General features: G+C 61.2%; 15 protein-coding genes and 1 pseudogene. 4 read left to right on the top strand and 12 right to left on the bottom strand.

All coding sequences use genetic code 11. The annotated features are described in order from the left end of the window. Entirely contained in the window at positions 1 to 483 is a 483-nt protein-coding gene (locus tag QRN42_RS05150; protein ID WP_056387789.1) for an Lrp/AsnC family transcriptional regulator, read from the bottom strand. Between the two features lie 137 nt (positions 484 to 620). Here QRN42_RS05150 and ald point away from each other — a divergent pair, with 137 nt between their 5' ends. The 3 genes from ald to QRN42_RS05165 all read left to right on the top strand — a co-directional run bounded on the left by ald (position 621) and on the right by QRN42_RS05165 (position 3,043). After that, the gene (ald, locus tag QRN42_RS05155; RefSeq protein WP_166183130.1) at positions 621 to 1,736 is read left to right on the top strand and encodes an alanine dehydrogenase; all 1,116 of its coding nucleotides are present in this window, start codon (positions 621 to 623) and stop codon (positions 1,734 to 1,736) included. 66 nt (positions 1,737 to 1,802) lie between these two features. Beyond that, positions 1,803 to 2,060: a hypothetical protein gene (locus QRN42_RS05160; RefSeq protein WP_133830829.1), complete on the top strand. Its 258-nt coding sequence runs from the start codon at positions 1,803 to 1,805 to the stop codon at positions 2,058 to 2,060. Positions 2,061 to 2,548: 488 nt separating this feature from the next. Further along, the gene (locus tag QRN42_RS05165; RefSeq protein WP_242703048.1) at positions 2,549 to 3,043 is read left to right on the top strand and encodes an HtaA domain-containing protein; all 495 of its coding nucleotides are present in this window, start codon (positions 2,549 to 2,551) and stop codon (positions 3,041 to 3,043) included. A gap of 132 nt (positions 3,044 to 3,175) precedes the next feature. Here QRN42_RS05165 and QRN42_RS05170 read toward each other — a convergent pair. The 11 genes and pseudogenes from QRN42_RS05170 to QRN42_RS05225 form a co-directional block, all read right to left on the bottom strand. After that, positions 3,176 to 4,500, bottom strand: a pseudogene (locus QRN42_RS05170) (ISL3 family transposase). A gap of 293 nt (positions 4,501 to 4,793) precedes the next feature. Further along, the gene (locus tag QRN42_RS05180; protein ID WP_133830830.1) at positions 4,794 to 5,558 is read right to left on the bottom strand and encodes a type 1 glutamine amidotransferase; all 765 of its coding nucleotides are present in this window, start codon (positions 5,556 to 5,558) and stop codon (positions 4,794 to 4,796) included. Between the two features lie 207 nt (positions 5,559 to 5,765). Continuing rightward, complete coding sequence (locus QRN42_RS05185; protein WP_133830831.1) at positions 5,766 to 7,550, bottom strand: helix-turn-helix domain-containing protein; 1,785 nt, start codon at positions 7,548 to 7,550, stop codon at positions 5,766 to 5,768. 4 nt (positions 7,551 to 7,554) lie between these two features. After that, entirely contained in the window at positions 7,555 to 8,715 is a 1,161-nt protein-coding gene (locus QRN42_RS05190; RefSeq protein ID WP_242703047.1) for an NAD(P)/FAD-dependent oxidoreductase, read from the bottom strand. Further along, positions 8,712 to 8,948 carry a ferredoxin gene (locus QRN42_RS05195; RefSeq protein WP_133830832.1) on the bottom strand — a complete coding sequence of 79 codons (237 nt, stop codon included), beginning with the start codon at positions 8,946 to 8,948 and terminating at the stop codon, positions 8,712 to 8,714. Before QRN42_RS05195 ends, QRN42_RS05190 begins: the two co-directional genes overlap by 4 nt. A 5-nt stretch (positions 8,949 to 8,953) precedes the next feature. Next, positions 8,954 to 10,147 (bottom strand): cytochrome P450, encoded by a 1,194-nt coding sequence (locus QRN42_RS05200; protein ID WP_133830833.1) that lies wholly within the window; start codon positions 10,145 to 10,147, stop codon positions 8,954 to 8,956. Next, positions 10,144 to 10,884, bottom strand: a complete 741-nt coding sequence (locus QRN42_RS05205) for a gamma-glutamyl-gamma-aminobutyrate hydrolase family protein (protein ID WP_133830834.1) — start codon at positions 10,882 to 10,884, stop codon at positions 10,144 to 10,146. The genes QRN42_RS05200 and QRN42_RS05205 overlap by 4 nt, the downstream gene beginning before the upstream one ends. Before the next feature lies 1 nt (position 10,885). Then, positions 10,886 to 11,659 (bottom strand): SDR family NAD(P)-dependent oxidoreductase, encoded by a 774-nt coding sequence (locus tag QRN42_RS05210; RefSeq protein WP_133830835.1) that lies wholly within the window; start codon positions 11,657 to 11,659, stop codon positions 10,886 to 10,888. 66 nt (positions 11,660 to 11,725) lie between these two features. Next, the gene (locus tag QRN42_RS05215; protein ID WP_243835349.1) at positions 11,726 to 13,171 is read right to left on the bottom strand and encodes a glutamine synthetase family protein; all 1,446 of its coding nucleotides are present in this window, start codon (positions 13,169 to 13,171) and stop codon (positions 11,726 to 11,728) included. Positions 13,172 to 13,391: 220 nt separating this feature from the next. Then, on the bottom strand, positions 13,392 to 15,098 hold the full coding sequence (locus QRN42_RS05220; RefSeq protein WP_133830836.1) for a diflavin oxidoreductase: 1,707 nt from the start codon (positions 15,096 to 15,098) through the stop codon (positions 13,392 to 13,394). After that, positions 15,088 to 16,461 (bottom strand): aldehyde dehydrogenase family protein, encoded by a 1,374-nt coding sequence (locus QRN42_RS05225; protein ID WP_133830837.1) that lies wholly within the window; start codon positions 16,459 to 16,461, stop codon positions 15,088 to 15,090. The genes QRN42_RS05220 and QRN42_RS05225 overlap by 11 nt, the downstream gene beginning before the upstream one ends. A 379-nt stretch (positions 16,462 to 16,840) precedes the next feature. On the opposite strand from QRN42_RS05225, the gene QRN42_RS05230 reads away from it, so the two are divergent. Further along, positions 16,841 to 18,364, top strand: a complete 1,524-nt coding sequence (locus QRN42_RS05230) for an APC family permease (protein ID WP_133830838.1) — start codon at positions 16,841 to 16,843, stop codon at positions 18,362 to 18,364. Positions 18,365 to 18,515: the final 151 nt, after the last annotated feature.

The raw sequence follows: 18,515 nt of genomic DNA on the forward strand, positions 1-18,515 counted from the left end.
CTAGAGTCCGAAGGCGGTTCCGTGGCCATGCTCGAACACGAGGTTGGTCTGGGTGCCTGCGACGGCAGGATTCGATGACAGATGGTCCAGTACGAATTGACGGATGTGCTCGGTATTCCTGGCCGTGATGTGGATCAGGAAATCATCTGCACCGCCAAGAACGAAGAATTGCTTGATCTCGGGCAGGTCCCGCAACTCATTTCCGAAGGCATTCATCAGGTGCCGGGCCCCAGGCCTAAGCCGCACGCTGACCAGGGCCTGGAGGGGCAGGCCCATTGCTTCGGGTGCGACTTCGACGGTGAAGCGCTTGATTACCCCCGACTCTTTGAGCGCCTTGAGGCGGGCAAGACAGGTTGACGGCGCAAGTCCGAGGGCCTCCGACAACGACTGATTGGTACGCCTTGAATTATTGGACAGCAGGCCAAGAAGCTTGTGGTCCACTTCGTCCAATGGCACCTGTTGCAGTTTCTGCGAGTCCGACACTCTGTAACGCTCCTCACAATGCAGGAATTAATGAGCTGCTTCCATTCTGCCGCAGATCCTGCGAGCAGGGCTCACGTTTCCGCATTTTCTGTCATTCTTTTGCCCACAAGCATCAATCCCCTCAGAAAGCATGAGTCATGATCATCTCCGTCCCCAAGGAAATCAAGAACAACGAGTTCCGCGTCGCGATCACTGCCGCCGGCGTCCACGAATTCAAAGCAAACGGCCACGACGTGCTCGTGGAAACCGGCGCCGGCGCCGGTTCCGGCATCAGCGATCAGGAGTACGCCCTTGCCGGAGCCGAGATCGTCGAGACCGCAGAGGAGGCCTGGGCGCGGGCCGACATGGTGATGAAGGTCAAGGAACCCGTGGCATCCGAATACCGGCACTTCCGTGAGGGCCTGCTACTTTTCACCTACCTGCACCTTGCAGCGGAACCCGCACTGACCCAGGCGCTTGTCGAATCCGGTGTCACCGCCATCGCGTACGAGACCGTTCAGGAAGGCCGGGCACTGCCGCTGCTCGCCCCGATGTCCGAAGTGGCCGGCCGGCTCTCCGTCCAGGTCGGTGCGACCTCGCTCATGGCGCCGGCAGGGGGCAAGGGTGTGCTGCTCGGCGGCGTTCCGGGCGTCCGTCCCGCCAAGGTTGTCGTCCTCGGTGCAGGCGTCGCCGGCACCAACGCCGCGGCCATGGCGCTCGGCCTCGGCGCCGACGTCACCATCCTGGACATCAACATCAACCGGCTGCGCGAGCTGGACGCCCAGTACCAGGGCCGCCTGAAGACCGTAGCGTCCAACTCATACGAGATCGAAAAGTCCGTTATCGATGCTGATCTCGTCATCGGCTCCGTCCTGATCCCGGGCGCCAAGGCACCCAAGCTCGTCACCAACGACCTCGTGGCCCGGATGAAGCCCGGCTCGGTGCTCGTTGACATCGCCGTGGACCAGGGCGGCTGCTTTGAAGATACCCACCCCACCACGCACCAGGAACCCACGTACAAGGTCCACGAGACGATCTTCTACTGCGTGGCCAACATGCCCGGCGCTGTCCCGAACACCTCCACCTACGCCCTGACCAACGTCACGCTCCGCTACGCGGTGGCTTTGGCCAACTACGGCGTCAAGGGTGCTTTCGACCGGCTCCCCGCTCTCGCCGGCGGTCTGAACGTGGCGGCAGGCAAGGTCACCCACAAGTCTGTCAGCGATGCCCACGGGCATGACCTCGCCGACTGGCAGGACCTGGTAACGGTTTAAGGCATCGGCCGTGTCTGCCCGATAGAAGGCAGACACGGCCCGCTTCACAGGAAGGGAAAGCATCGAATGGCATTTCACCTGCAACCCAAGTGGCAGCCGCTGATTGGCCAGCCGGTCATTGTTAAACTTCAGGATGAGGAGATCCGGCGCGGAGTTGTCGATGCAGTCACCGACGATGATCAAATCCTGTGGCTCGACAGTGACGGCGCTGAGCCCCGCCGGCTATTTCACCGGGCAGACGGTTTCAACGTGTGGGTCGACTACAAGTGGGAAACCGAGAGGTTCAGCCGTTGCCCTGACTTCCAGCGGGAGGCTGCATCATGAGGGGCGGGCAGTCCAAGGCGGCTGGATACGTACAGCATCGGGAACGGTTTCACAGTGATAATGAATTGTCAGCAGCAATCACCAGGCTGCGTTCCCAACGGGACAACAGTGAAGCGTCAGGTGTTCTTGTCACCTGGCACGGCCCCTGGTCCTACACCCTGGAGCTCTGCCACCGGATTCCTCCCGGGCTCGTCTACGAGTGCATCGCGTCTGAACGACTGAATATGGCACTCTAATTCAGACCCGGCCTGACGGGCCGCGCCCATCAGCGCTCCCCCAGCAGGCTCGTAACCTCAACGACCGTCCTTTCCGATGGGCGCCAGGCACACGGTCCGCGCGAATGATGTGCCCGCAGTACATGTCGATCACCTGAACCGCCACGAAAATGGTCGAAGATGAACAGCCGCAAGCCCCTCCCCTACCTGGTGTGTCAGAGAGCGGGGAGCGCCACCGGCCCTGTGCAACCTGGCAACGACAAAGGAACCCTGATGTCCGAACTCACTGTTGAAAGAGCAGATCTCGGCATGGCATGGGCGGTCAAAGACAGCTTTGTCCGCTACGTGCAGTCCATGCATGACGGACGCATACTCTTGCGTGACGGTGCTGCCGTGACCAATACCCGGCAGTTCTATTTCCCGTTCAAGAGCCTGGACCAGTCTGCCGGTGACCACTTTGTGCTCCAGTTCGGTGGGGAGGCGCGCTTCCTCGCCCACCATGGGCTTATGTCGGTCGCAATTTGCAACCCAAAAATAGAAGTCGGGCCGGACGGGGCATGCCTGTCCATCGAGCAAGGAAACGAGACGGTGCAGCTCGCCGATCTCCGTTTGCCGGCGGTGTCGGTGGAAGACGGCGTAACCATGTGGGCGAATGTCCAGGTAGCGTTGACCAGCGCAGGAGCGGCTGTCTTCGCAGACAGCTACTCAGCCGGAGAGACCCTGGCTCCGCTGACCATGAGAGCACCATCCTTCGTGAAAGTACCGTGACGTCGTCTTTGAGGGAACCTGTTCGACACCGCTTGGGGCCGGTGCTGGGAAACACCTGAAGACACGGGTGCGTTTGTTTGTTGCAAGGAGCTCAAGATACGTAGGCGCTTCAACATACCTGGCCCTTCGCGTTTAGGCATGGTTCGTTTGTTTGATCCGGTAGGGGCGGTGGCCGCCGGCGGCGAGTAGGCATCTAAGTCTGTAGTTAGTGAAGTTGCGGAAGCCACGGGCGATTCTGCGGGTGGTTTCGATGACGCCATTTATCGCTTCGGTGGGTCCATTGGAGGCGCCGTTGGTGTCGAAGTAGGCCAGGATCGCTGCCTTCCATTGTTTGAGCGTCCGGCCCAGTCGTGAGATTTCCGGGATCGGGCAGGACGGGAACGAAGCGATCACTTCGTTGATTAGTTCCCTGCCTCGCTCGGGTCTGGCGTGGTAGATGTTGCGGAGCTTCTGGTAGCACTGCCAGGCCAGGGTGACCTCGTGGTGCGGGTCCCCGAGGGTGAGCTTCGCGTCGAGCCGGGCGGTTTGTTTGTCGGTGAGGTGTTCGGCGCCGACTTGCAGCGCCCGGCGGATGCCGTAGAGCGGATCGCCCTTGCGGCCGCGGTGTCCGAGGGTGTCCTGCTGGACGCGGCGGCGGACCTCATCGACCATGGCCGATCCGAGTTTTACGACGTGGAACGCGTCCAGGACGGTGATGGCTTCTGGCAATTCATCGCGGATTGCGTTCGCGTAGCCACGGAACGGATCCAGGGCCGCTGTCTTGATGCCGGTGGTGAAGGCGGCACCGCGCTCTTTGAGCCAGTCGGCGTAGGCCTTCCCGGACCGTCCTGGAACGAGGTTCAGCAACCGGGCGTGAACTATGCCGCGGGCGTCCCGTGTGTGGTCCACGATCCCGGTGACCATGCCGGATCCCGGCGGGCCCGTGTGTGACCAGACATGCTCGTCGACGCCGAGCGCGTTCACGCCGGCCAGCCGTTCCGTGATGCCGATGCGCCTGGTGGCCTCTGCCTTGATGGCGTCCCAGACGGTGTGCCAGGAAAAGCCGAGCTGATGGGCCAGGGCTGAAACGGAAGTGTCGAAACGCTGCAGCGCGTCGGTCGCCCATGCCACTGCCCGGGCGGTGAGTTTCGCCCGCGGCCCGGCCAACGGGTGTTCCTCGGTGAAGGTGTTCCCCCGGACAGTCCGGGTCGGGGCAGCGCCAGACGCGATTGGCCCACAGCAGCCGCACCGGACGACCGAAACACGGGGTGTCATGGAGACGAACCGGCCGGCGGCCGTGCCCGACCGCGACGACGCCGCAGCCCGGACAGCCACTGAGGGTTTCACCGGTTTCGACGTGCAGAACCAGGCCGTTGGCGGTTGCTGTGACGGAGTTGATGTGGAGGCCCTCGACACCGAGCAGCGCATCCGGCGCGCGTGCACCAGCGGCCACCGGAACAAGACATAGAGTTATTCATGTCAGGGTCTCTTTTGGGTGTTGGTTTGCTTGGCCGCAACCAATTCAAAGAGGCCCTGACCTTATTCCCACCGCACCACGCCGCACCGACAACATCCAATGCCCGGCGGGGACAGTCTCAGCCAGCACTAACCACGCTCATCTGCGAAGGGCCACATACCTGGCGCATCCGATCACGACGGATATGGCATGTTCCCGCCCCCTTGGAATGACTGGTGCCGGGGGCAGGAGGCGCGGCGCCGGATGTCCAGGACACGTCCAAGCCGCAACGGCAGCGCCGCCACACCACTTGGTCTACTGGGAAGCCACTGTTGCGGTCGTTCGGACCAGGTGGGCGAAGCGTCGTGCCATTGCCTCAGTATGCTCCCTCACAATCTGGTCTTGATTCTCGAACGCCTGCATACCATGCCCTGCCCGCTCCATGGCAACCGCGTCATTCTCGTCGACCAGGGATAGCCACTGGCGGTAGACCGCCGGCGACAGCTCAGGGTGAAACTGAACTCCCCACGACATTTCGCCTACCCGGAAAGCCTGATGCGGATATTGGGCGGTCATCCCGAGCCAGACCGCCGAAGGTGGCAGGTGGTCGATCATGTCCCCATGCATGGCCCCGGCGCAGAAAGGGCCCGGTAACCCGGCCATCAGGGGATCCCCGGCCGCCTCGGACCGTAATGCTACCTCTACGACTCCCGCCTCGAGGCCCTGGTCGCCCCTGGTCACCGTACCGCCGAAAGTCTGTGCCATCAGCTGAGCTCCGAGGCATATCCCAAGTGTGGGCTTCCTGTGGCTGGCAGCAGCTGCCATAAGGCTGCGGATGTGGGCAAGCCAGTGATAGACATGGTCGTCCAGCGAGCTCATGTCACCGCCCAGGACCACCAGGGCGTCCTCCCGAAGTATTTCCGGGATCACGTCGTCATTAAATGGCTGGACAATTCTGGTGGTTATACCCTCATCGTGCAGCCACAGGCCGAGACGGTCGATCGGGCAATAGGGATCCGGCTGTATGACGAGGGCCTGCAAAGTGCCGGCGCCTCGGGAAAGATCTGGCTGGTAGGTCATGCTCGAATTCCTTATCGGGCGATCGGAGTTTCCAATACTTCAAGGTAGCGAACGGCATCGCCGCGACCGCAGTGCCATTTGCACATGGAGATCCGAATGTGTGTGCTTGCAGAGCTGAGGCATTGGCGCTTCGGATGGCTGGGGTCGACACTATTCACACCATGGGACGGTCCTTGAACAGGAATTTAGTTTGGGCGGCCGTTGCCGTCACTGAAGAACCGCGCGCTGGCCTTCCCGCACCGCCAACCGTGCGGCAATGCCTGTGGGTAGCCAGTCTCCGGATTCTTCGAAGGAATGACCGATGAGCTGCTCTACGCGCTGGAGGCGTTGCCGGAGCGTGTTGCGGTGGATGTGCAACTTGGAGACCGTGTCCGCAATGGATCCCTTGTTGGATAGCAGCATGGCAACTGTTTCGGCCAACTGGGTTCCATTTTCTGCGTCGTAGCGCATGAGGGACCTGAGTTCAGCGAGCACGTCCTTGATCTCCGCAGACATCCCTTCCCCTACGAGCGGCACGTCCTGCAGATGTTCTATTTCGCTGAAAGAGGTGACCCGTCTCCCGGACGTCCTGGCAACCAGTTCTGTCCATGCCAGTGCGGTCTCGGCGTCGGAAAGCGCAGGCTGCAGGGAAGCGACATCGCGGGCCACCGGACCGAGGCCGGCGAAGGCTGAGACGCCGCGGTGTTCGTCGAGCTCAGAAAGAGTTGTCTCCAGCTTCGCCTTGATCTCCTCTCCCGTACCGGAGGGGGTATCAATAAAGAGCAGGCTGAGGGGTCCCTCCGTGAAGACGAGGGACCGTGGGCCGGCCAGTTCCTGCAGGTAGGGGGCAATGCGCCTGGACACCGCATCCGAGTCGAATTTCAGCCGTTTCACCCGTACCAGGACAGGCAGTGTGCGGCCCTTTGACCAGCCTGACTCCTCCAGAATGCGGGCGAATGTGCTCGTGCCGACGCTTCGAAGCAGGCGTGAAGCATGGGAGGAACCTACCGATTCCAGTTCTACTGCTTCAAACAGGGCGGCCAGTTGGGAGCAAATGGCGCTGAGTCGGTCAAGTTCCCTGGCGGAATAGCGGCGTGGACGGTAGCAGGTGACGATGCCCCGGGTGCTCGTCAGGCCGAAGGAAACAGATATCCGCTCATGTCCGGCGAAGTTGGATTCGATAAATTCGGAGGTTGCTGTTCGTGAGTGAGTGGTTCGAACCACTGTTCCGCTTCGCTCGCCCTTGTCCATTGCGATGGCAGTGGGCGGGGATGTGGCTGGACCACGACCGAAATATTCGATGACGCAACCGTCGGAGCTCATGTGCTTGAGGATCGACTGGGCGGCCACTTGAGCGCATTGCAGAACCGAAGTGGCGGAGTTGATCGGGAAATCTACAAGGAAATGTGCTGCTGCAGACTGACGCCGCAAGTCATCAACAGTCTCAGCCTGCAGCAGGCCGCTGGCAAGCAGCATGCCCACCTCGTCGGCAATCAGCTTTGACTCCCACGTGAAGGTTTCCTCGACATACGACCAGAGGCTGAATACACCCAGGAGCGTCCCGGTCGGAGCCACGATCGGGACTACCAGCATCGAGTTGAAATCTTCTTCCTGCAGTTCGCTGATGCTGACGAACCGCGGATCCTGCTGAATGTTTTTGTTAAGGACAACTGACTGCCGGGTAAGCCCCACCCAGCCGGTTACCCCCTCGCCGAGGCGAAGGGTGACCCTTCCAACTTGCTGGCTCTGCACTCCAGCGGTACCTGCACGCATAACAAGAACTTGTTCCTGTTCATCCCACAGGTAGACGAAAACCCCTGCTGAGTTTGTTGCCCTGGCAACCAGGTCCACTGCCCTTTGAGCAAGCGCGAGCGGATCGGGTCCTTCCATCATGAGCTGCGTGAGCTCAGACAGGGTATCTGCCCGGAGCTCTGCTATTTGGAGTTTTTGGCGATAGTCAGCCGGCAGGACCTCGTTCGGTTGCGGCGCCGCGGGCTCAGCAGGGGTATTCATCTTTTCAGCTTAGGAGGCTCATGCCCATGGAGGCCCGACTGAACTGCCTTGGCGCGTTGACGCCAATCCAGGCCGCCTCCTCCTCCGCGGATCCGATCCGGTACAAGGCGGCGTTGCGTTCCTCGGCAGCGTAGACCTGCACAAGTTCGCCTTCCGGCGGAAGCATCCCGTGTACCTGGACCTTTCGACCAAACTGCTCCGTCCATCCGTACGGAGCCTGTTCCAGTTCCATGGATTCGAAGCCGGCGAAGTATTCAGCCAGGGCTGCACCGTGCCGTTGCGCCTGAGTCCAACTCTCGAACCGCCGAAACGTTCCGTCCTCGGCCTGCCGTGCCGAAACGTCTCCGATAGCGAAGATCCCGTCAGCGATTTCACCGCTGGTCAGCAGCGCCTTCCCGTCGGCAGTGCAACGGACTCCGTTGGAAATGTCGAGGTCGCTGTAGGTCAGCCATTCAGTATTGGGCCGGGCGCCGACAGCGCTGATAACAAGGTCGGCGTGCAGGTCCAGGCCGCTGACCTGGACTGTCCATGCGGCATCGGTTTTCTGAATGGACTCCACAGCAACTCCAAAGTGGGTTACAACACCGGCCGAGTGCATCCATGCCTTTGCTTCTTCCCCCAGATGTCCTGAAAAGAAGCGCTGCATTGGTTGCGGAGCCAGATCCACTACGGTGACCGCAAGCCCACGCTGGGCCAGTGTGGAGGCGAGCTCCGCACCAATGGTTCCGGCGCCGATGATGATCGCACTGGCAGCCCCTGCATCCACGGCATTGCGCAGGGCGAGGGCATCCTCGGCGGTTCTCAGGCTGAGAACGCCTGCCGGCTCTTTTGGCAGTCTGATGGAACCGGCTCCGGATGCGATGACGACCGCGTCAGCCGCCACTTCTCCGAGCTTGTCCAGCAGAACAGTCCGCTTGTCAGGGAGCAGCCCGATCGCCTTTGCGTTGAGGATCGGCGTAGCCTCCGGCCACCACTCGGCCGGTTCGACGGAACCAGTGCCTAAAAGAAACTGCTTGGACAGCGGGGGCCGGTCGTAAGGCGCATTCGGGTCGGAATCTATGACGATAAATTCGCCTGCAAACCCAAGCTCACGGCTGCGTTCAATCAGCATCGCCGATGCAACCGAAGCGCCAATAATCGCGACCCGGTCTGGCAGATGTGTCACGACGCCGAAACCTCTGCGGCTTTTTCGCCGGCCTCGGTCGATTCCCGTTCAAGGATTGCCCGTTCAGGGCAGTTCCGGATGGCCTTGCGGACGTTCGGCTCGTCGCCGCTGTTTTCGCGGCCAGGAATGACGTGCGCATAGCCTTCCTCGTCGATCTCGAAGGTTTCGGGTGCCAGCGCCCAGCACCGGGCGTGGCCCTGGCAACGCCCTCCATCGACCCAAAGTTCTCCCATAGTGATCAAGCTCCAATCTTGAGGGTAAGCGGGCCGACGCCGTGCCACGGCTCGTCGTCATTCGCCCGTTCAAAGTGAGGGACAGCCTTCAGGAATTCCTCCATGGCAATAACCATCTCGGCGCGGCCAAGGTTCGATCCAAGGCACCGGTGGATACCGCCGCCGAAGGCCAGATGGCGGTTGTCTTCACGGTCAATCTTGATTTCATTGGGTTCTTCGTAGACCTCCGGGTCCCGGTTGCCCGCGCCGAAGACGAGCACGACGCGTTCCCCGGCCTTGATCTCCTGGCCACGGACAACTGTGTCTGCTTTTGCTGTGCGGGCCATGGCCTGGACCGGAGAAAGCGTCCGCAGGAACTCCTCGGCAGCTGTGGGGATCAGGTCCGGGTCTTCACGCAACTGCTGCTGGGCGTGCGGGTTGCCGGCAAGGTACCAAAGGGCGGACCGGATTGCCCAGGCGGTCGTATCCAGCCCGGCCAGGAAGAGCAGGTAGCAGTACGACAGCAGTTCTTCACGCGTGAGCTTCCGTCCCTTCACCTCCGCTTTCAGAAGCTGGGTGATCAGATCGTTGCTGGCCTCTGCTTCCGGTCCGGCCTTTTCCCGTTCGTCGAGAAGGCGGTCGAAGTAATCGTTGAGCTCGCGTCCGGCCGCGTAGGCCGTTTCAGGATGGGCCGTGCGCTCATAGATGATCTCATCGATCCACCGGTCGAAAATCGGCCAGTCCTGCTCCGGATATCCGGCCAGGCGGCTAAAGATGATTGTCGGCATCGGGCGGGCAAGCTTCGCCGAGACATCAACGACGTCGCCCGCCGCGAGGACCTCCTGGCAGAGCTGCCGGGCGGTCTCCCGCATTCCCGGGCCCAGCTTGGAAACATTCATGGGAGTGAACATCGGCAGCAGGATCTTGCGGAAGTCAGCGTGGGTCGGCGGATCGATGTCAATCGGGATAAGGGGGACATCGGTGCCGAAGGCAGGGAGGAGCATGGAGGGACCGACAGCGAAAGTGTCAGGATCCTGCTCTGCATTGAAGATGTCTTCGCTCTTGGTGATGTACCAAAAGCCCCCATACTTGTCGCTGTGACCGACAGGACCGTTGGCGAGCATGTCCTGGTAGTCGTCGAAAATGTTGTCGAGTGCCCGTCCGTGGAAGTCAAAGTCTGACTTGTTGTGGCTGAGCCCGCGCTCGGTTTCTGTGCTCATGAGAATTGCTCCTGAAGTAGTTGCTCTGACTGTGCGTGTGCCGCGGCCTTCTCCACGAGATCCACGAAGAGAGCCTTCTGGGCTTCGTCATAATCGACCATGTGTTCGGGATGCCACTGCACCCCGATCAGGCTGGCATCATCGGCTTCGATTGCCTCAATAACATCGCCTTCCCGTCCCACAATGCGAAGGGCTTTCCCGAGCCTTCCCAGGCCCTGGTGGTGGTAGCTGTTCACCGGGATGCTCAGGCCTTTAGCGATCCGGGCAAGTTCGGAATCAGGTTCCAGCTGCACCCTGTGCCACGGTTGGTGCGAAGGGTTGTCCTGCCAGTGCCCTCGGTCCGGGCTTACTTCCTGGACCAGGGTTCCGCCGCGAATGACGTTGACAAGCTGCATTCCCCGGCAGGTCGCCAGGACCGGTATGCCACGAAGCATGGCCTCGTTGTAAAGCTCGATCTCGAAATCGTCCCGGATATCGCAGACGTCATAGACCGTGTCGATCGGGTCCTCGCCATACAGTCGGGGGCTGATGTCGCCGCCGCCGGTGAGGATGAGCCCGTCGAACCCTTCAAGGGCCGCATCGGGGATTGTTGCCGTTGACGGAAGAATGGCAGGACGGCCGCCCGCGGCAAGGACGCCGTTGGCGTAGGCCATGTTCTGGACTGTTGAAGGCATCGGGCCGAAGGCGGTATCGACGGTTTGCCGAGCCGCTGAAATGGCAATAAGGGGCGCCCTCATGTCAGTAAACCAGCCAGCCACCGTCGACGTGGATGGTGGTACCGGTCACCCAGCTGGCCTCGTCGCTGGCCAGGAACGCGACGGCGTTGGCAACGTCGGACGGGCGGCCGATACGTCCGAGCGGCGTACGGTCAAGGAGGAACTTCACGGCCTCTTGGTTCTCCAGCACGGACTTGGTGAACGGGGTCTCGATGAAGCCCGGGGCAACAGCATTGACGCGGATCTTGGAAGCCGCGGTTTCGATGGCCAAAGCCTTCGTGAACATCAGGAGTGCACCCTTGGAAGCGTTGTAATGCACCTGGGGGTGCCCGCTGCTGGCGATGACGATATGGGCCTCGACTGATGTGATGTTGACGATGGCGCTGGTTGAATCGTCGCCTCGGGCGGCGGCGCCCTTCTCCAGCAGCGGACGTGCAGCCTGGCTGACCAGGAACGGGCCTGTGGAGTTCACGGCGAAGACCTGGTCCCATTCGGCAACGCCGAGGTCATCGAAGTTGCTGCCCTTGACGATGCCTGCGTTGTTGACGAGGGTGTCGAGCCGGCCGAACTTGGCATCGATCTCGGCCATGCCGCTGCCGACCGAAGCCTCGTCGGCGACGTCCATAACAACAGGAACCATTTCCGGGTGCTGGCCAACCAGGCGCTCGAGCGCGGCCTCGTCACGGTCGAGGGCTACGACGGTAGCGCCCTCCTTGAGCAGCTTTTCTGCGATGGCAAGGCCGTTTCCGGACGCGGCTCCGGTGACTGCGGCGATCTTTCCGGGGTGAGTAGTCATTGGGTGTTTCTTCTTTCTTGGTAAGGAAAATGGTGGATTGAACGCTTCTCAGCGCTGCACTGGGCGCTAGATTCGTTCCAGGTAACGTGCGATTTCGAAGTCGGTGACACTGGTCTGAAGCTTGCGGAGCTCCCAGCGCCTCGTCTGGACGTAGTGCGTGACGAAGGTTTCACCGAAGTACTCCTTGGCGACCTCGCTCTTCTCGAACTGTTCGATGGCCTGGCCGAGTGTTGCGGGGAGCTCCTTTACCTGGTGTCCCTCCTCCAGGGCGTATGCGTTGCCTACCACCCGCTTGGGAGCGGTCATCTTTGTGTCCACGCCGTGCAGGCCGGCGGCGATGCTGGCAGCGATGACCAGGTAAGGATTGGCGTCAGCGCCAGGTACCCGGTTTTCGATGCGCGCAGCACTGCCCGTTGACGGGATGGACCTGATGGCAACCGTACGGTTGTCCAGGCCCCAGGTGGCGCTGGATCCGGCCCATTGCCCGCCTTCGGTCCGCTTATAGGAGTTGATGGTGGGCAGGTAGAGGGCGGTAAGCTCCGGCGCCGTCTCGACGACGCCCGCCAGGTAGTTGTACCCGACGGCGCTCAGCTCGCCGGGCTCCTCGGCATTGGCGAAAGCTGACTTGCCGGATTCCGGATCCCAGAGACTCTGGTGCATGTGCCCGGAGGAGCCGGCCCACTCCGGGTTGATCTTGGCCATGAACGATGCCGTGTAGCCGGCTTCAGCTGCGACCTCCTTGACGGTGGCCTTAAGCCGGAGGGCGTTGTCCGCGGCTGCGAGAGCATCCGAGTAGTGGATGTTCATCTCGAACTGGCCCGGGCCGTTTTCGCTGTTGCTGGCCTCGATGAAAATACCCTGCTCAGACAGGCGGCGGCGGATCTCGCCGATGAGGAACTCGGTGCCTGTGTCCCTGACGAGGCTGTAGGTGTGGCTGCCAGCCGTGATGGGAGTCAGGTCACGCCAGCCGTTGGCGGCAAGCTCGGTTGGAGTCCCCTTGAACAGGTAAAACTCGAACTCGTAGGCGCAGACCGGCGAGTAACCGAGGTCTTCGGCTTTCTTCACAACCCGCTTAAGAATGCTCCGGGGACAGATCGCCGCCGGCTCGCCGGACATTTCGTAGGCATCGCAAATGACGGATGCGACCCCAGGTTCCCCCGGAACAACCTTCAGGGTGTTGAGATCCGGCAGCAGGGTCACGTCAGGGTAGCCCGAGTCCCACCCCGTGTAGCTGAGATCAGAAATGATCTCATCCTGAATGTCCCAGCCGAAGATGATGTTGCAGATGTTTGTGCCGCGCTCAGCGACACTTTCCAGGAAGTACCGGGCGGGGATGCGCTTGCCGCGCCACACACCGTCCAGGTCCACGACGCCCACTTTGAAGGTTTTGATGTCGTTTTCGGAGACGAACTTTTGCAGTTCGTCGTGGGCTGACCCTGCGGCGGTTTTATCCTGCATGTCGATTGCCTCGAGTTCTTGGAGGTCCTCCGGGACCTGTGTGATCGGATTCACTGTGTACCTCTTTATCCTCATTGATATCGGTTACTAAAGACACTAAATGCGGGGTCTCGCGGGCGTATGTGCAAAGTGCACATCATGATTGCCGGCTACATGCATTCGGTAAGCCACGTCACATTTGAGACCGCGTCCCTGCACTCAGGCCAAGGCTTTGTTGTGTTCCTGCCCGGTTCCAGGGGTGCGAAAATCCCCGGAACCGAGCGGGCAGGCAGGCTTAGTAGACGTCCTTGACGTAACGTCCTTCGCCTTTCATGGACTGCAGGTAGTCGTGCGCCAATTCGGGCGTCATTCCACCGTGGCTGATGAGCACGGCCAGCAAGGCTTCGTCAACGTCAGGTGCTATCTGTTTGCCGCCGCACACGTAGACCGAAGCACCGCCCGACAGCCAGGCAAAAACGTCTTCACCTTCCTCGCGGATCCTGTCCTGGACGTAGACCTTGCCCTGTTGATCCCGGGAAAACGCCAGGCTGAGCCGGTCCAGCACTCCATTGGTCTGCAGTTCTTCCATTTCATCCTGATAGAGCCAGGACGGCTTCTCGTGACGGTCCCCGAAGAGCAGCCAGTTCCGTCCCCGGGCCTGTGAGACTTCGCGCTCACGAAGGAAGCCGCGGAACGGGGCAATTCCGACGCCTGGGCCGATCATGATCACATCAGTTGAGCTGTCGTCGGGCAGGTGGAACTCGTGGGCCGGCAGCGGGAACACTTTCATGGCCGTCTTGGTTTCCGCGGCGGACTGGAGGAAACCGCTGCAAGCGCCCGAATGCCGGCGCCCGGCAGCCTCGTACCGCACGGAAGAGACCGTCAGGTGGACACGGTCACCGTCAGCAAGTGGACTGGATGCGATGGAGTAAGACCGGTGCTGCAAAGGCCGCAGCATTGGGATGAACTCGTGCGGATCAACATCTGTTGATCTCGTTTCCTGCAGGACGTCCAGCATGTCCCGTCCCCACAGCCAATTCTCCAACGCCAGGCGATCACCGGACTCGACGAGGTTCCGCACGGGATGATCGGGCGCGAGATCTTCAACCAGCCAGGCCACGATGCCCAGATGAGGCAGCCGAAGCTCATAGTCGTTTTGGAGGGACTCGCGTACTGTCTTGCCGTCGTTACCGAACACCTCGCTTCCCTCGAGGCCCAGAAAGGCGAGGAGGTCATCGACGAGCTCGCCGGAGTTGGCCGGGATTACGGCGAGTGAGTCACCCGGCCGGTAGTTGCGGCCGTCGCCGCTGACCTCCAGCTCATAGTGCCAGACCTCTTTTTCAGACTCCGGAGCGCTCAGGAGGCGGGCCTCGACGACAGTGGCCGTATCAGGTTCCCGGCGGGTGGTTTTGGGCTGCTCAGCGGGCGTTGTTCCCGGGGCGGAGGAGGCTTGCGGGGTTTTGCCTGGCTTCTTGGGAACAACTGTCTTGAAGGTCTCAAGCATGCCCTTGATCCACTTGCCCGACGTCAGGTCATAGTCGACATCGCAGTCAAGGCGGTCAAGGATCCGCTTGCCGCCGAGTTCGCCAAGACGTGTGTCAAGGTCGATGCCGGCCTTGCAGAAGTCTTCGTACATCGAGTCGCCAATGGCAAGGACCGCGAAGGGCACATCCTCAAAGAGGTCTGCGCCAGCGCTCTGAAGTTGATCCCAAAACGGTTGCGCGTTATCGGGCATGTGGCCGTTGTCGTGTGTGGCGGTAACGATCAGCAGCCGGTCCTTGCGCGCCGCATCTTCGGGGGTGAGCATGTCCAGGCTCATCAGCTCGGCTGCATAGCCCTGGGCGTTTGCCTTGTCCACGATCTTGGATGCCAGGAATTCTGCGTTCCCGGTCTGGCTGCCGTAAAGCACGCTCAGGGTCTGCACAGCACTGTCTGTTGCACCGGAAACTTCGGAAGAGATGCCTTGGTCGGTGCGGACCAGTTCCCCTGTCTCAGTTGTCACGATCAGTCCTTACAAAGACGGTTTTGAGTTCGGTGTAGGCCTCGATGGCTGCCTGGCCCAGTCCGCGGCCGATGCCGGACTGCTTGAAGCCGCCGAAGGGCGTTTGCATCCGGATCGAAGAGTTGGAGTTGACGGACAGAGCCCCGGACTCCACTCCCCGTGCTGTCCTGAGTGCCTGGCCTACATCGTTGGTCCAGATGGAGCCGCTGAGCCCGTAGATGGAGCTGTTTGCCAGGGCGATGGCTTCTTCCTCGGTGTCAAAGGGGATGACCGAGGCGATGGGGCCGAAGATCTCATCAGTTGCCACCCGGCTCTTGGGGTCCGGCGCAATAACGATCCGCGGTGCCATCCAGAAGCCGGGACCCTCCGGTGCCTCGCCTGCGGTGACAACGTTCAGTCCGTCACCGAGGAAGCTGGACACGGATTCGCGGTGGCTGGCCGATACCAGAGGGCCGAGATTTGTTGTGGCATCGAGCGGGTTACCGATCTTCAGGGCGCGGGTCGTTTCGATGAACCCTTCAACGAACTCGTCGAAGACTCCCCGCTGAACGAGAAAACGGCTGCGGGCGCAGCAGTCCTGACCAGTGTTGTCGAAGACAGACATAGGCGCCGCCTGGACGCACTTTGCAAGGTCTACGTCGTTGTAGACGATGCTGGCGGACTTGCCACCCAGTTCGAGGGTGACCCGTTTCATCGTCTTGGACGCTGCCTGGATAATCGACCGGCCGGTTTCGGTGGAACCGGTGAAACTGACCTTGTTAACGCCGGGGTGTTCGGCAAGGGCGTTACCGACGCGTGCCCCAGAGCCGGTGAGGACCTGCAGCGCGTCGCCGACGACGCCCAGTTCGTTCACGATTTGGCCAAGACGGACAGTGGACAGCGGGGTGAGGGCCGCAGGCTTAACGATTACGGCGTTGCCGCAGGCGAGGGCAGGTGCGATACCCCATGACGCGATCGGCAGAGGGAAGTTCCACGGGGAGATGACGGCTACGACGCCCATCGGCTCACGGAAGGTCATGCTGATGCCACCGTCGACGGGAATGGTGTCGCCGAGGATCTTGTCGATAATGCCCGCGTAGTACTTGAAGCATTCGGCTACTCCGAGCACTTCCTGCCGGGCGGCGGCCAGCGGTTTGCCCACGTCGGTTGATTCGAGCAAGGCCAGCTCGTCGGTGTGCGCGATGACAGCGTCCGCGATGGCCCAGAGGGCGTCACGGCGTTCGGCGATAGGCTTCCGCGCCCAAATGCTCTGCGCCTTCCGGGCACGCTCGACGGCCGCGTCAACCTCAGCCAAGTCGTACGAAGGGACTTCACCAATCAGTTCCTCTGTAGCGGGGTTGTAAACGGAAATAATGCTGCTCATACTCGGGTGCTCCTTCAGGAGAGTGGATTTCGTCAAAGATTCCTAGTCCCATGTGGAGTCTGGGAAGCTCCGTTGGTATCGAGCATGCCCGGGCTCCGGCCAGGGAGCGAGTGCGACGGGCACCACATCGATGTCAGGCATGTGCAACCTGCACACCGGGGTGACATGCGCCAAAACTGTGCATTGCGACCATGAGCGGTGGGGATAGTGTGCAGAGCTGACACAGCAGCGTGTAAGGAGCGACTTTAGGCTGTAACCCAGTTCACAGCAGCCGTGGCAAGGGGGCCACGACTGCAGTTGGATTTCAGCGGTGCTACTCATTTTCGCCCTGTCGAAAGCATCGTGAAATGACTAGGCTTCAAACGTCCGGGAGGGACGAATGGCAACTAATAATGTTCAATTTGAGCCGGTGGATGCCGGACCCAACGGACTCCTGACCCCCGACAAGTTACTCGGCCGCGGGCTAGGTGTCGGATCAATCGTGTTCATGGTTGTGGCTGGTGCCGCACCGATGACAGCTGTCGTGGCCGGCTGGCCTGTGGTGGTATCTGCCTCGGAAAGCACGGGCGGTCCACTGTTCTTCCTCATCGCCACGGCGATCCTGTTTCTGTTCGCGATTGGCTTCACGCGTATGACGCCGTTCGTGAAAAATGCGGGGGCCTTTTACTCCTACATACAGACTGGCCTCGGCCGGGGCATGGGGCTAGGGGCTTCCACCTTTGCACTGGGTACTTACCTGCTCCTGTTTCTTGCGCTGTGTTCATACTTGGGATCAGCGGCCCAGACCACTGTTCACGATCTGGGCGGCCCGGATCTGCCTTGGTGGCTGTGCAGTCTGGTGCTGATGGCGATCTGCGGTGCTCTTGCGTACCGGGACGTCGAGCTCTCCGCCAAGGTGCTGGGTGTGGTCCTGGTCATTGAAACGGTCGTTCTGTTGGCAGTAAACATCGGGGTGGTTGTCCACGGCGGTGCGGAAGGTTTGAGCGGTGACTCACTGTCCCCCGCCCGTCTGGGTGAAGGTGTCCCGCCGCTGGGCGTCATGTTTGCCTTCTTCTCATTCATTGGTTTTGAGGCCACCGCTGTTTTCCGCAACGAAGCGCGTGACCCCGACCGCACAATACCGCGCGCAACGTACATCGCCGTCCTCGCTGTCGGCATCTTCTACACGTTCACCGCATGGGCCATGCAGGCCGGTATCGGTGACAGCAACATCGTTGAAGTGGCTACGAATGATCCCACCAGCATCGTGGTCGGTTTGGCCGCGAAGTACGTCTCCCCTGTCCTGGCAACTCTCCTTCAAGTCTTCCTGATCAGCAGCCTCTTCGCCTGCATTCTCACGTTCCAGAACGTGCTGACGCGCTACCTGTTCACCCTCGGAACGCAGGGCGTGCTCCCCTCCGGGCTTGGCACGGTCCATCCCCGACACCGAGCTCCTTCCAGGGCCTCGTTGACTGTGTCGGTCGTGGCAATTGCCCTGCTTGGGGTCGAGGCGCTCCTCGGGCTAGACCCGGTGACGCAGGCGTACACCTGGTTTTCGGGATCAGCAACACTCGGCGTGGTGGTTCTGATGGCCCTCACGTCATTCTCGGTGCTCGTGTTCTTCCGGAGAAAGGCAACAGGAAAGCTGTGGGCCACGCTGTTTGCTCCCGCTCTTGCTGTGATCGGTCTCGGCGCGATTGTCTTCCTGGTCGTGCAGAACTTTGGGCTTCTTGTCGGCGGTGACCTGGCTGCAGGCATCCTGCTAACGGTCATGGGAGCCCTGTTTGTCGGCGGTTTGGTGACCGCACTGGTGATGCGCTCAAAACGGCCCGAAGCATACGCCGCGCTTCTGCCCCCGGTATCAAGCCAGGAGCACGAACCGGCCAAAAGCGAGAACTGCGCTACGGCGGAAAACAAGAGCTAACCCCCCGGGATTCCGGACTCGTGCCGGGCCCGAGGCACTGCTGTGGTGACCTCCAGAACGACGTCACCACAGCAGTGCCGAACCCGTTGATCTCTGATCACCCCACTTCTGGTCATACCTGACGGGGTCAACTCGATGGCCCGGCCTGCAT

The sequence above is a fragment of the Arthrobacter sp. fls2-241-R2A-200 genome, from assembly GCF_030209745.1.
Taxonomy (GTDB): Bacteria; Actinomycetota; Actinomycetes; order Actinomycetales; family Micrococcaceae; genus Arthrobacter.